The organism is Candidatus Saccharibacteria bacterium, from assembly GCA_016699895.1.
Classification (GTDB): domain Bacteria; phylum Patescibacteriota; class Saccharimonadia; order Saccharimonadales; family Saccharimonadaceae.
This window is the reverse complement of the sequence record CP064991.1, coordinates 536,840-551,671: the sequence shown is the minus strand read 5'-3', so window position 1 is coordinate 551,671 and position 14,832 is coordinate 536,840. Positions and strand designations below refer to the sequence as shown.

Here is a 14,832-nt window from a genome sequence, read left to right as displayed (position 1 = left end):
AGTAAAAGCAACTTGTTTGGCTGGCGATCGATCTTGTGCTAAAATAGAGCAGTTAATTTGAAGGAGAGAAAGTGGCTAAGAAGAAGAATCAGCAAAAGTTCACCACCTATTCTAACTTGACCAAAAACAAGGGCAAGAGCCGTCGTACTATTAAAAAAGAAGGTAAGGCGCGCGAACGTGCTGAGTATCTAGCAACTTTGCCAAAAAACCCTGTGCTGCGTTTTGTGGCTCATCTACATCCTAAACGCGTATTCAAATATTGGTTCTCGATGCGCGGGCTCAAGATGCTTGGTAAAATCACCCTCTTTTCCATCCTATTCCTCATCATAGCGGGCGGCGCAATGTTTATGTATTTCCGCAAAGAACTTGACGCCCTAAAGCCAGAGGAGCTATCCAAACGTGTCGCCACCACAGTATCTAAATATTATGACCGCAACGGTACATTATTATGGGAAGACACCGGAACTGGCGAATATCGCCTCGTTGTTACCTCAGAAAATATTAGCCAGAACATGAAAGACGCTACCGTCGCCATTGAGGATAAAGATTTCTACAAACACGGCGGTGTCAGCCTGACCGGTATGCTACGCGCCGTGGTCAACAACGTCACCGGTTCGGGTGGTACGCAGGGTGGCTCAACGCTAACACAGCAGTTGATTAAACAGGTTTATTTCTCAGACGAGGCTAATAATCGTGGCATTAGCGGTATTCCGCGCAAAATAAAGGAAGCTATCTTGTCAGTCGAAGCCGAGCGAATCTATAGCAAAGATCAAATCCTCGTGATGTACCTCAACGAATCACCATACGGCGGACGACGCAACGGTGTCGAATCGGCTGCGCAGACTTATTTTGGACACAGTGCCAAAGAGCTCACTTTGGCGGAGGCAGCTTTGCTGGCTTCGATTCCGCAGTCTCCGGGCGCCTACAACCCGTATAACACCGACGGCAACGCCAAACTACTGGCCCGCCAAAAAGTCGTGCTCGACTATATGCGTCAGCAGTTCCCGGATAAATACAGTCAAGAAGCCATCGACGCCGCCAAGGCTGAACCGATTCTCGACACCATCAAGCCCGCCGAGGATCAGCTCAAGAGCGCCAAAGCTCCGCACTTCATCCAAATGGTGAAACAAGACCTTGAAAATAAACTCGGCGCCAAAGTCGTTGGTCAGGGCGGTTTGACCGTAACAACCACTCTCGATGTCCGTGTCCAAGATGTCATCGATAGCGAAGTTGACAAAGTGTTTGCTAGCTCGCTCCCAACACAGATGGGCTTTGACAACGCCTCTGTCACTATGATTGATAACGAGACTGGTCAAGTTCTCGGTATGCGCGGTAGTCGAGATTTTAATTATCCAGATTACGGCGCCTACAATGCAGCGACCGCCTTTATCCAGCCAGGTTCTACTATAAAACCCCTCGTCTATTCGGCACTCATCAATAATCAGACCAATAAAAACGGTGCTTTTGGTGCTGGATCGATCATACCAGATACGCCAATCCCGCAGAGCGTATATCGAACTGGCGATGGCACGTCCGTCGCTAACGCCGACGGCAAGTTCAAAGGCAATATACCGATTAGACAGGGCCTGGCCGAATCACGTAACGTACCAGCTATCAAGGCTATGGCGCTCAACGGCATTAGCGATACGAGAGATGTCATCCAGGCTATGGGCGACAAGAGCTATTGTACGGACGGCGCTGACACTTCAGCTGGTCTAGCCTCGGCTATTGGTGGTTGTGGTGCCAAACAGGTTGAGCACGCTAACGCTTTTGCAACTATTGCTCGTATGGGTGTCTACAAACCAGTCAGCGACATTATCAGCGTCAAGAATTCTCAGGGTCAAACCCTGTACGAATGGGAAGACAAAGGCGAACAAGTCATCGATCCGCAAACAGCCTATATCATCTCCGACATCCTGACCGACGACAATGCCCGTCGTGGCACGATGGGTTGGCGTCCAACTGGTTTTTATATTAACGGCATCAAGACCGCCACCAAAACCGGTACCTCCGATATCGGCGGCAAGAAAAAAGACCTTTGGATGATGAGCTACACGCCAAAAGCTACCTTGAGTGTCTGGTACGGTAACCACGTACCAAAAGCCTTGAAAAACTCCGCCTCATCGCGCCTCGGGCCGCTCGTAGCCGCTGTCACCACACAGGTTTATAACAACGTCTTTAAACCGGACGGTACCTGGAAAACTGGCGACTGGTTTACCAAGCCGTCTGGCTTGCAAACTCTCACCGTGGGTGGTAAGAGCGACCTCTTCCCATCCTGGTATAACAAAAATCAAAAGAAATCGACCGAGAAACTCACCTTTGACAAGGTTAGTAAAAAACTAGCAACTGATTGTACGCCGGCTGGCGCCCGCGAGGAGCTAGAAGTTGAAAAGATCACCGATCCTATCACCAAGGAAACCACCTATACAGCACCTGATGGTTACGATGTCCTAAACAAAGACGATTTCCATAGCTGCTCGGATGCGATTCCGTTCATATCCACTATATCCGCGACACATCGATCTGATGGTCGATACGATATATCTGTTCTAGTCCAAGCCGGAACCAATAGCATAACTAGCGTATCTATCTCTGTTAATGGCAATACCTACTCGGCAACCCAGGACTCAACAGGAGCATGGTCAATTATCGTTGACGCGCTGAGCGGCTCCTATTCCGTATCGGCCACCGCTACTGATGCTGGCTACTATACCGGCAGTGGCTCAAAAACAATAGCATTCTCTGGAAGTTAACCTCGCTATGACAAAAGTATCTTCGCCGCAAATTTCAAAATGGCAGATTATCTGCACCATAGTTTTAGGCCTCGCCACTGTCGCTTCGTTCCTTTACCAGCATACGACCGGGTTCTTTGACCTAGCAAACATTGGGCGGATCTTGCTAGTGGTGGCATTGCTAGTGTCGCTATTCGCTAGCCTGCATGGCATCCCAGACAAATCGACTAGTATGCCAAAATACGCTAAAACACTAGTCTGGTTATTGCCGAGTTTGGCTGTCCTATGTGCCGTCATCAACACCATTTGGCCTGAGCTCGGCCACGCCCTAGTCAAGGGCGGGCATGTCTTTTCGTTCCGTCCGGCCATTTACGTCAAAATGCTGCTCGATCTAGTTTCGTGCGTCGTTTTCATCGTGCTGGTCGTACGATTTGCAAAACGTAAAACCTGGCTACTGGTCGGCGTATTCGCACTCCTCGCCCTAGTTACCTTCTGGATGGCAATGGAGGAAATCTCCTGGGGGCAGCGCATTTTCAAATGGGAAACGACTGGCTATTTTGCCGACAATAATATGCAAGGTGAAACCAATCTACACAACCTCAACACGCAGTTGTTCCAAAATGCGCTCTATTTCGGCGGATTTCTATTACTCGTCGCCTTGCCATTTTTCCGCGATCATATCGCGCGCCTATTACAGAAAATTAAGCTACTAAAACCAATCGCATTTCTACTGCCTAGCGCCTGGATGCTACTGGCATTTTCGGCCGGTCTAGGCTTTATCGATCCATACATGTCAGAAGCTGGTTGGCGCTGGACCTCAATCCTATTTCAGATTATAGCCACCGGCGCAATCTTGGCGGCGTTCAGTTACCGCGCCTACAAACAGCGCGACGTTCGTTTACGAAGCGCCCTATTGTCATTATCGGCCTTTATCCTCGTATTAGCCTTGAGTCTATGTTGTCGTGGTCTGTGGGATCAAGATAGCGGATCGCCAACCGAATATATCGAACTGTTTATCGCCCTCGGTATCAATGCGTGGGCGTTCGAATTGAAAGCTCGCTCCACCGACGAGCGTAGCCTAACAACAGCTAGCTCCTAGATTGAATCGTCTCTGCCAGAATTTGCTAGGGCGATCATCGAATCTTCGGCCGAGCTACGCGCTTTGCTATTTTGTTTCCTAGGCGCGCGAGTTTCGCTTGGCTTATTCGAGCGTTGATTGCGACCCGAAAACTTCTTTTTGTTGCTATTGTTCATCTGATCAGAATGAAAAGATTTCACAGGTTTTTGCGTGTTCTTGGATTTTTGAGCGAACATCATACGACCAGCTTCGGTTTGGAGCGACCGAACAATCTCGACTCGCAGTTTCTGGCCAATCAGATGTTTGGCATCTTCGACCACTACCATCGTGCCGTCGTCCAAATACCCGACCGCCTGTTCGCGGTTAGCGCCAGGCTGAATCACCTGGATTTCGACCGCTTCGCCTGGCAAGTGCTGTACGCGTAACATCTGGGCCAACTCGTTGACGTTAACGACGGTGATGCCGACTACTTTGGCAACTTTGTTGAGGTTGTAATCAGTCGTTGCAATCGAGGCGTCGTAGTTCTTGGCGAGCTCGAGCAGTCGTTCGTCGACGCCGCCCGAGCCAACCCGACCATCGTTCACAATTGTTACCGTCACCGTGTCCATACGCTGCAATTCACGAACATTTTCTAGCCGGGCGCGAGCGCGGGAACGTTTGTCATGATCGGCCTTATCCGCCAGTAGCTGCAATTCGTTGATAACGCTGCGTGGCACGATCAATTCGGCGGTAATCACGCCAGTTTTCGCCACGTCAACAATACGACCATCCATGATAGCGCTCGTGTCGAGCAGCAGCGAGCCGCGCGCAACTTTCAGTGTGCGCTGTCGCAACTTCGTAATCGTCAAAAACGTCGTCTCCGCCAAAATGGCGATAGTTACCATTAGTATAATAATTTCCATAATTTCCTTTCGTTTATTGTTAGATTTAGATTTTTTATTTTGTCAGATGCTGGTTCAAGGCATCGCGCAAATCGACAGCCGGGACGACAAATTTGTCCTTGGCAGCGGTTTTAGGAGCAATCGCAAACTTGAATCCTAGCTTTTTAGCCTCAGCGATACGTTTATCGCTCGACATGGCGGATCTAATTTCCCCGCCTAGGCCCACTTCGCCAAACACCACGGCGCCGTCACGCAGCTTACGCTCGGCAGTGGCACTGGCAATTGCCATACAAACCGCTAGATCGGCCGCCCGATCGGCTAATTTCAACCCGCCCACTACGTTCACAAAAATATCTTTGTCTGATAGATTCAATTTGGTACGGCGCTCTAGCACCGCAATCAATAACGTCAGTCGGTTCGAGTCGAAACCACTCGCCGCCCTCTTAGCATACCCGAAATTCGTCGGATTTACAAGTGCTTGGATCTCAACGAGGAGCGGACGATTGCCCTCCATTGTCGCGAGCACCACCGATCCGTCAGCGTCATGACGCTCAGCCAGCAAGGCCGCCGATGGGTTTTCAACAATCTCTAGACCGCCCTCGGTCATGTCAAAGATTGCCACCTCCGAGGTCGAACCGTAACGGTTCTTGATAGCCCGCACTAATTTGAACCCGCCATAGCGATCGCCTTCGAAATTAATGACGACATCAACGATATGCTCGAGGACTTTTGGACCAGCGATCGAGCCTTCTTTGGTGACGTGACCAACCAACAATACAGCCGTGTTAGTTGATTTAGCGGCGCGAATAATGATATTGGCGCTATTTGTAATCTGGCTGACCGTGCCTGGCGCCGAGGCGATATCGTTCATCGCCATGGTCTGCATCGAGTCGACAATCACTAGTTGAAATTGACCGCCCGCAATCGTCGCCGCCACGTCATCTGCATTCGTGGTACTCACTAGACTCAATGATTCGTTATCTTTGGCGCCGAGACGTTCGGCACGCAGCTTGACCTGACCAGCCGACTCTTCACCGCTAACATAGAGAACGTTATGCTGATGCGCGATCGCTGCCGCCACCTGGAGCAACAGTGTTGATTTGCCGATACCCGGCTGTCCCGCCACTAGAGCCACGCCACCTGGCACTAGCCCGCCGCCTAGCACCGTGTCGAGGTCTTTGATCCCGGTTGATAACCGACTGGCCACCGCATCAAGCTTGATAGCCGAAATCTTTTCGGCCTTTAATATAGATCCGGCAGAGCGTGATACGGCTGATTTTCCTTCCGCCTCTGGGGTTGACTCGAGTAGCGAGTTCCAGGCGCCACAATTGTCACACCGACCGGCCCATTTTGGAAAGCTAGCGCCGCACTGCTGACAGACAAATCTCGATTTGGCTTTGACCAATTAACCCCTCCTTAAAAAATAACAACCTATATCCCCTATTCTAGCACAAGCTGATGAATCATCTAGGATCCGATCGACTGTGACTGACTATTCAGGTTATCGTTGAGTTCGTTGATTTCGATACCGACGGCGTTCAGATCGCCGACGATCTGGTTGTATTCCGCCACCAATGCGTTAATCTGTTGCGCTAGTGCAGTTAGCGCACTCTGACGGGTCATCAAACTAGCTCTGGCTCGGCTGAACTCGGCTTGCGACGCGAATCCACCAGTTGTCGCAGCTCGTTGGTTAAAGGCTTTGATGTCAGATTCTAATTGCGCCAGTTTTGTGTCGTATTCGGCGGTCTTGCTATCAATGGTAGCTTTTTTAGACGACAGCTGATCCTGTAATATCGTAGCTTGGGCTTTCAGGTCGGTGAAAACTTGATGGTAATGAGTATAAGCCGCCACAACCTGGCTGCGATCGGTAAAATACTGTTTGTAATAGGTCTCGAGCTCGCCCGATAATTGCGCGACTTCGGTGCCAAAGATGGAATGGAGCTCGTTCCATCGCTCGCCCGGTTCGAGCTTGTCATATAACGCCACCAGATCCAACATATCCTGGTCTTCGGTTTTGGCCAGTTGCGCCTCTAGCAACTTATCTACCCGATCACGCTCGGCACTCGACAGACGCTCATACGCCGCATGCAGCATTTCGTGTGCCGCCGTCACCGTTTTCACTCCCACGATGCGGCTATCGGTCACCTCAAACACAAATATCCGATGATTTGTATAACAGCCGAGCACGATCGACTGAGTCTCGCGTGTCTTACAGTTACTATTGAAATCCGTCGCACTCTGCAGTTCAGGCTGCGAGGCGTAGAACAAAAACGTACCGTGATCGTTCAGGCTAGCGTCACGAGACAAGGCAGTAATTTCTGCGCTCGGCTTGAACTGCCAAACGGTGATCTGATCGATCACAAACTGTCGATTAAGTACCGCCCAAACGCCAGCCGCTAGCACGGCCAATAGAAAAATTAGCGATAAAAATCGTCTGAAGGTCGAACGTCGTTTCGGATTATGCAATTGACTCGTTTCCACCCGACTATTTTAACAGAAATGCTAGAATGGTTGGATGAATAAACTGGTTCTCGGTATTGACGAAGTCGGACGTGGATCGTGGGCGGGACCACTTGTCGTCGGAGCCGTCGCCTTGTATCAAGATTGCCTAATCGAGGGTCTCAACGACAGCAAAAAACTAACTCCTAAACGCCGCGAACAACTGGCGCGCCAGATACAACAGCGAGCTGCCGCTATCGGTATTGGCTGGGTTGACGCCCGAGTCATCGATACTATCGGGCTATCGGCAGCCCTGCACCTGGCGTCCGAGCGGGCTTTTGCTCAAATCCCTGCTGACATCCGCGAGGCAATTGATAGTATCGTCATTGATGGCCGAGACAGGTTCATTGACGACCCTAGGATAACTACCATGATAAAGGCCGATGGCAAGATCAAGTCCGTCTCTGCTGCCTCGATCATCGCCAAAGTTGCCCGTGATCATTACATGGCGAACCTAGATAGTACCTTGCCCGAATACGCTTTTGCATCGCACGTCGGCTACGGCACCGCCAGCCATACCGCGGCGTTGGCCGATCATGGCGTCATAGACGGCATCCACCGTCAGAGTTTTGCTCCTGTCGCCAAAGTGAGCGGAACGTACCAGACAACCACCATCGACCATATCACCTCAACTATCGGCCACCAAGCCGAAGAGGTGGCGTCCGAATATCTAGCCAAGCTGGGTCACACTATTGTCGATCGAAATTGGCGAACCAAGATATGCGAAATCGACATCGTTTCGACCAACCAAGAAACCCTCTATTTTACCGAGGTCAAATACCGAGCTAACTCAGTTCATGGCGACGGTTTAGCCGCTATCACCCCCAGGAAACTGCACCGGATGCGACGTGGCGTCGAAATGTATCTGGCTAGCCACCAGGAACTCGCACATTCCGATATTAAGCTGTCAGCTATTGCCCTGTCACAAACTCCGCCTGTGGTCGATAACTACATCGACACTATTTTTTAGAACGAAGTTTGTCTAGGACAGCTGCCTGGTCGCGATCAATCCAGGCGACGCGAGCCGAGATGTCGTTTAGGCCAATCTCGATCGCTCGCTTCAGCGCTGGTTCCGCGGTCTTTGACCCAAAGAAATCTTGATAGTTGGCGAGATCTACCTGGTTATCGAGTATTTGTCCAGCACAGCGCGGAAATAGATCGTACGACTTGTCGCCGCTAAACGTTTGATCGATCCAGGTCCAATGATCAACCAGCCAGCCCCACGTTTTGCTGCGAGCGCGACGATTGCGTAGCATCGAGACATACCAACTAAACAGATCTTGCGGTTTCACAATATCCGATCGATCCATCAGATCTAGAATTTCATCAATGCGATCCTGGTCGCGCGTTGAGGTTAACGCCGCCGCAATGTCTTCTTTTAGCTCGGCATTATGTGAGATCTTGTACTGGGCTAATAGGTAATCAAACTCCTCTGGTTCGCCGTAGCGCACCGCCGCACCTAGAATAATCGTCCGCTGGTCGCCGTCTAGCTTGTCTAAACTATGCTTTAACTGCGAGTAAATCCCGAGCGCAGTATCAATCGCAGACTGATCCTCGGCAAAGATCATTTCGCCGAGAATCGTTGGGCGCAGCCTGCGGTCATTGATCGACTCGTCATCAGCCGCTTTCCAGCCCAGCCGTTTGTATTGCCCCTTCGATAACGTACCGCACAGCTGACGTAGGCGCCGTTCGTCATCACTATCGAGCTCCACAAAACGCCCGATAGCCCCTAGCGCCATCGCCATCACATCCCAAACCGCATCGTTATCCTCGTGAGAATACGACTCTAGTAAGTCCAGGATATTAGCCGTCGGCTCGACGCCGGGTTGCACTAATAGCAGCGCCTCGTTCAATAATTTGGCGCGGTCGGTCGGACTCATGTCGGGTACCTGATGATTGATATACTCACTTAACTGTTCATCTTGTACTGTAATAAAATGTGCATTATTATCGACATTGAGTCGAAATAGCTGCGGATTTTTAACTGTAAAAGTCACCTCAGCCGTCTCCATGATCTCTGGTACCTCGGGACTGCTAGCAAACAGTGGAATCGGCCACATCTGATCATCGGTCGTGCCGTCGTTCAAGAATCGTTGCTGTCGCAAAGTAACCTCGTCGCCAGATAGGCTAGCTCTAACGAGCGGGTAGCCAGGCCGCGTCAACCAAGGATTCATAAGAGCCGCCACATCTCGTCCGGCAGCAATGCTGAGGCACTGCCAGAGGTCTTCGGCGGTCGTATTATCGTAGGCAAATTTCTGGAAATAGTCCTTTAGCCCAGACCGAAAGTTAGCTTCACCGATAAAAGCTCGTAACATTTTAAGTAGACGTTCGCCTTTGGCGTAGACAATAGCGCTGTCAAACAGCGTCGAGATTTCATCGGGATGCTGGATGTCTTGGCGCACCGGCTGAACGCCTGGCAAACTATCACGCCGCAGCGCCGCGACGACGTCTAATGTTTCAAAAGTTTGCCACATCTGCCAGTCAGGAAACAGTGCATCGGTTGCGATATGCTCCATCAGGCTGGCAAAACTCTCGTTGAGCCACAGATCGTTCCACCATTTCATCGTCGTCAAGTTGCCGAACCACTGGTGAGACAACTCGTGCGCTATCACAGTTGCTATATACTGTTTGGCCGCCACACCCGTGCTTTTGTCCGCCAGTAGTGCCACTTCGCGGTAGGTAATCAAGCCCCAGTTCTCCATGGCGCCACTACTAAAATCCGGCAATGCTACATGGTCAGATTTTGGCAATGGATATTTGATACCGAAATAATCATCGTAAAAGTCGATACATTTCACGGCCGTATCCAGTGCAAAATCCAGGCTACTCGCCGGTTGTGCCGGCGTCGCATAGATATTGACCTCAACACCCGATGCAGTTTTGGCTGTTTTGCGATGCAGCTTGCCAATCACAAAAGCTAGCAAATACGTCGACATCTTTGGCGTCATCTGAAACGTAGCGCGACGTTTGTTGATCAAGTCCTCGTCGAACACTATTTCGACATCAACCGGCATATTGCTGAGCGCCTGGTAAGCCGAATCAGTCGTGACCTGGCAGAGGAATTTAGCTTTGGCGGCCGGCTCGTCAACACACGGAAAGACCTCACGCGCATGGTGACTCTCGAATTGAGTCGCGAGCAGCTCCTGATCCTGCCCGTCCACCTGATAGTAGCAGGGATACAGCCCGTGCATGCCATTATAGGAGATTTTACCGCTAAACTCGATAGCAACACTGGTATCGCAACTGACACCCCAGCGCTCCTGTAGATCGGCGCTATAATTGGCATCTAGTTCACTATGTTTAACAGGTCGTAGTTCGATTTCATCATTAGCACACTCGATCACCTCGGCCGGCTCGGCATTAACTTTGACGTTTTTGAACGTTAACCCTTTGGCGTGCAATCGCACAAATTTACCAGTTTTATTACCGGCGATAAACACCTGTCCTTTGAATTCACGTTTACCTGGAATGGCTTCGATGCTTAGCAAATAACCTTCGGGCCGAAAAAAATTGATGAGCTGATTTACTGATTTTGTCATGCCATCTATTGTATCATTCTATTGCCTCTATTGACTATTGACAAAAGTTATCCGTTGGTGTATAATGAAAAGATATGGCGCTAATCGAAATTTTGACAGAGAACCCGAATCGGGCAGTCAATACGCATGTCGCGAAAGCCACTAGGCAGATTGCCGCAACAGCACTCGGCGGCACAGTAGAAGTCTACACGTTTGTTTCCGAGACTCAAGGTCAGACACCGATCGACTATTTGCTGCGAGTCACGGCGGTACCGCGACCCGATCATGCCGCCAAACATCAAGACATAATTAACACTCTCGGCGAAAAGTTTCCGGGGCATACATTCTCTATCCTCCCGCGGTTTATTACCCCAGAGGAAGAATCGGCCATGGTCGCTACGCCGCGCCTAGAATCCTAACGTTAACTCTTGCATTCGTAATATTTTTTCTGTATAATGTTCAGTGTTGCCGGCCGATTCAGGTCGGTGTTTTTAATCAGAAAGGATTATTTTATGGAAGGATTCAACATCAAACAGCTGGCCGCTGCTGTCCATTCAATTAGCGAGGAAAAGAATCTACCGGAGGAAACTGTTCTCTCCGTGGTCGAACAAGCCATCGCCGCCGCTTGGCGTCGTGATAACGGCGACCGCGAGTTGAATGTCACCGCCGTTTTGAACCAGACGAACGGCACCGCCAAAATCACCGTTCATTACGACGTGGTGGAGGAGCCAGAGAACGCTTCTCAGTTATCACTCGAAGAAGCCAAGAAAATTGATAAAAATGCCCTGCTCGAAGGTATCGTTGAACAGGAATTTGAAGCTACCAGCTTTGGCCGCGTGGCGGCGCAAACCGCCAAACAGGTTCTACTCCAGAAACTCCGCGAGGCTGAGCGCGAAGTAGTCGCTAAAGACTTTGATGACAAAGTCGGTCAAGTTATCACTGGAACCGTTGCCCGAGTTGAGCCGCGCATTGTACGCATTGAGATCGGCCACGGTTCTGGCATCATGCCAGCCAGCGAACAAGTTCCGGGCGAACGCCTCAACACCGGTTCGCGTATCAAGGTCCTACTCAAGGAAATCGAACGCGACCAACGTGGTCCGCAAATCATCCTGAGTCGTGCCGATGCTGATTTCGTCAAAGTCCTCTTTCAGCAAGAAGTCCCAGAAATCGAAACCGGTGCCGTTGAGATCAAGGCTATCGCTCGCGAAGCTGGTCGTCGCACCAAGATCGCCGTCGCTTCGTCAGTACCAGGTGTCGACCCAGTCGGTACTTTTGTCGGCGGCAAGGGTGTTCGCGTCCAGGCCGTGATGAACGAAATTGGTGACGAGGAAAAAATCGATATCATCACATTTGATAGTGATACTAAAAACTTCATCGCCAACGCCCTCAGTCCAGCCGAAATTTCCCGCATCGAAACTAACGACGACGAGAAAAAAGCCACGGTTTTCGTACCCGAGAATCAGCAGTCTATTGCCATCGGTAAACAGGGACAAAACGTACGCCTCGCTAGTCAAATTACCGGCTATGAACTAGATATCGCTACTGAATAATTAGCAAAACTAGAAAAACACTGAATGCTAATTTAGCACTCTTGCAATGAGAGTGCTAAATTGTTATACTAGAGGTATGGACTTTAGCAAACGCCTAACCGACAACGCTCGCGACGTGCTGGCTCATTCCGAAGTGATCGCCCGCTCGTCTGGTTCAGCCTATATCGGTACCGAGCATTTACTCTTAGGCATCTTGAGCCAAGAGCAATCAACTGCCGCCGAACTCCTTCGGACGGCTGGCATCACCTTTGACCAGGTGCGACAAGCCTTGCAACTAGTTCCGCCAGCTGGTGTTGATAGCTTGTTGCTCAGCCCGACCAGAGGCTTCTCGGAAACCGCCAAGCTCACTATGCGTATGTCGGTGGAATTGGCGAGCGAGTTTCACCAAGATTATTGTGGTACGGAACATATTTTGTTCAGCCTACTCAGCCAAAAAAACGCTCGCGCTGCCACCGTGCTAGCTGACCTACATATTGACAGTAACCAGATACTAGCCGACCTCGAAGACATCCTGGACCGCAAAAAGAGCGATTTTCGCGACGAAGAAGCTCACGCTGCCAGCAAACCGAGGTCAACCCGCGGTTCTTTCCTGTCTAAATTTGCTCGTAATCTCAATAATTTGGCCTCGAGCGACGAGCTAGATCCAGTGATCGGTCGAGACAAAGAAATTGAACGGATGATCACTATTTTGACGCGGCGCACTAAAAATAATCCGGTTTTGATTGGTGAAGCCGGCGTCGGTAAAACCGCCATTGTCGAAGGCCTCGCCCAGCGCATCAATGACGGCACCGTACCATCATTGCTCACTGATAAAAAAGTATGGCAACTCGATCTGGCGGGCATGGTGGCTGGTACGAAATACCGGGGCGAGTTCGAGGAACGCCTGGGGCGCCTGCTCGACGAAGTCAAAGCCGATCGCAATGTTATTATCTTTATCGACGAATTACATCTATTAACCGGCGCCGGATCCGCCGAAGGATCGATGGATGCCGCCAATATCTTGAAACCAGCCTTGGCGCGCGGCGAATTCCGACTAATCGGGGCTACCACGCTCGATGAATATCGCAAAAATATCGAGAAGGATTCTGCCCTCACCCGCCGTTTCCAGACCATTACGGTCAATCCGCCAAAAAGCAAAGACACGATCCGTATTTTAACTGGCATAGCGCCGAAATACGAAGATCACCACCACGTCAAACTATCTGCAGCGGTGATCGACGAAGCTGTTCGATTGTCAGACCGATATTTACCAGAGCGCCAGCAGCCCGACAAAGCGATCGACGTCATCGATGAAGCTGCCGCTCGTGTCAACATCGCCCGCAAACGCAGTGACAAGCCGGTCGAGCTCAAAACGTATCAGCGCGAAATTGCCCGGCTCAACGAACACATGGAAGACGCCGTCGCCACCGAAGATTACGAGCGCGCTGCTCTCTATAAAATGCGCATTTCACGTCTCCACGAAAAGATTGCTGAGGTCGAAAAAACCGATACCAGTGACAGCAAAGTCACACTGAAAATCAACGATGTCGCCGCGGCGGTTAGCGCCATGACGCATATCCCGTTAGAGCAACTAGAACGTTCCGAGACAAAAAAACTAGCCGGACTCGAGAAACATCTATCTAAACATGTGATTGGTCAACGCAGTGCTATCACCGCCGTTTCGCGCGCAATCCGTCGTTCACGTGTCGGTATCGCTGCCAGCCAACGACCGATCGGTTCTTTTGTATTCCTAGGTCCAACTGGTGTCGGTAAAACTGAACTGGCTCGCGTTTTGGCGCGCGAGGTCTTTGGCTCGGACAAAAACCTGATCAAAGTCGATATGAGCGAATTTAGCGAACGACATACCGCTAGCCGATTAGTCGGTGCCCCTGCCGGCTATGTCGGCTACGAAGACGGTGGGCATCTGACTGAAAAGATCCGGCGTCAGCCCTATTCGGTCGTATTGTTTGACGAAATCGAAAAAGCACATCCGCAGGTCTTTAATTTACTGTTGCAGATCCTCGAAGACGGCACCTTGACCGATGGTCATGGACGCACGGTGGATTTTTCTAATACCGTTATCATCCTAACTAGCAACGTTGGCGCCGAGGAAATGACGCGCGAAAATATCCTAGGTTTTGATGCTCGTACCAAAAACGAAAAGGGTGATCTAGCCAGTATTCACCAAGCCAACCAATCGGCCGGCGAGCAAAAACTACGAGAAATCATGCGTCCAGAGCTTTTGAACCGCTTTGACGCTATCATTACCTTTGATAGCCTATCCCGACCAGAAGTCACCGAGATTTTGGATCTAATGATCGAGGATTTCAACCGCCGACTAGCCAGCAAGGGCGTGGCTGTTACGTTGACATTGAAAGCCAAACGACATTTGATCGCGGCTGGCTATAATCCAAAGTTTGGCGCTCGCCCACTGCGCCGCGCCGTATCTGAACAACTAGAAGATTTAGTTGCCGAAAAACTCCTAGCAAAATCCGTCAGCCGAGGCGATATCTTGCAGATCACTGCCGAGAATGGACAGTTAGTTGTGGGCAAGCTCCGCGAACAACCCAGCTACGCTAAAAAATAGCGCCCTCT

At 50.6% G+C, this 14,832-nt stretch carries 10 protein-coding genes; 6 read left to right on the top strand and 4 right to left on the bottom strand.

Annotated features, from left to right (window positions below; genetic code table 11):
• Positions 1–71: 71 nt before the first annotated feature.
• Together IPL44_02920 and IPL44_02915 are read left to right on the top strand one after the other, a co-directional pair.
• On the top strand, positions 72–2,753 hold the full coding sequence (locus IPL44_02920; GenBank protein QQS17237.1) for a transglycosylase domain-containing protein: 2,682 nt from the start codon (positions 72–74) through the stop codon (positions 2,751–2,753).
• 7 nt (positions 2,754–2,760) lie between these two features.
• Positions 2,761–3,831: a hypothetical protein gene (locus tag IPL44_02915; protein ID QQS17236.1), complete on the top strand. Its 1,071-nt coding sequence runs from the start codon at positions 2,761–2,763 to the stop codon at positions 3,829–3,831.
• On the opposite strand, the gene IPL44_02910 is transcribed toward IPL44_02915, so the two are convergent.
• The 3 genes from IPL44_02910 to IPL44_02900 all read right to left on the bottom strand — a co-directional run bounded on the left by IPL44_02910 (position 3,828) and on the right by IPL44_02900 (position 7,172).
• On the bottom strand, positions 3,828–4,712 hold the full coding sequence (locus tag IPL44_02910; GenBank protein QQS17235.1) for a TRAM domain-containing protein: 885 nt from the start codon (positions 4,710–4,712) through the stop codon (positions 3,828–3,830). The two genes, IPL44_02915 and IPL44_02910, sit on opposite strands and share 4 nt — an antisense overlap.
• Before the next feature lie 34 nt (positions 4,713–4,746).
• Complete coding sequence (gene radA, locus IPL44_02905; protein ID QQS17234.1) at positions 4,747–6,096, bottom strand: DNA repair protein RadA; 1,350 nt, start codon at positions 6,094–6,096, stop codon at positions 4,747–4,749.
• A 62-nt stretch (positions 6,097–6,158) separates the two neighbouring features.
• Positions 6,159–7,172 carry a hypothetical protein gene (locus tag IPL44_02900; protein QQS17233.1) on the bottom strand — a complete coding sequence of 338 codons (1,014 nt, stop codon included), beginning with the start codon at positions 7,170–7,172 and terminating at the stop codon, positions 6,159–6,161.
• Between the two features lie 34 nt (positions 7,173–7,206).
• Between IPL44_02900 and IPL44_02895 the strand changes: the two genes are divergently transcribed.
• A complete protein-coding gene (locus IPL44_02895) occupies positions 7,207–8,160 on the top strand; it encodes a ribonuclease HII (GenBank protein ID QQS17232.1) in 954 nt (317 codons plus the stop codon).
• Here IPL44_02895 and IPL44_02890 read toward each other — a convergent pair.
• Entirely contained in the window at positions 8,150–10,729 is a 2,580-nt protein-coding gene (locus IPL44_02890; GenBank protein ID QQS17231.1) for a M1 family metallopeptidase, read from the bottom strand. The genes IPL44_02895 and IPL44_02890 overlap by 11 nt on opposite strands.
• 74 nt (positions 10,730–10,803) lie before the next feature.
• Between IPL44_02890 and IPL44_02885 the strand changes: the two genes are divergently transcribed.
• The 3 genes from IPL44_02885 to IPL44_02875 all read left to right on the top strand — a co-directional run bounded on the left by IPL44_02885 (position 10,804) and on the right by IPL44_02875 (position 14,824).
• Positions 10,804–11,127 carry a hypothetical protein gene (locus IPL44_02885; protein QQS17230.1) on the top strand — a complete coding sequence of 108 codons (324 nt, stop codon included), beginning with the start codon at positions 10,804–10,806 and terminating at the stop codon, positions 11,125–11,127.
• 93 nt (positions 11,128–11,220) lie between these two features.
• Complete coding sequence (gene nusA / locus IPL44_02880; protein ID QQS17229.1) at positions 11,221–12,258, top strand: transcription termination factor NusA; 1,038 nt, start codon at positions 11,221–11,223, stop codon at positions 12,256–12,258.
• A gap of 76 nt (positions 12,259–12,334) precedes the next feature.
• Positions 12,335–14,824: an ATP-dependent Clp protease ATP-binding subunit gene (locus IPL44_02875; protein ID QQS17228.1), complete on the top strand. Its 2,490-nt coding sequence runs from the start codon at positions 12,335–12,337 to the stop codon at positions 14,822–14,824.
• The last annotated feature ends 8 nt before the right edge of the window (positions 14,825–14,832 follow it).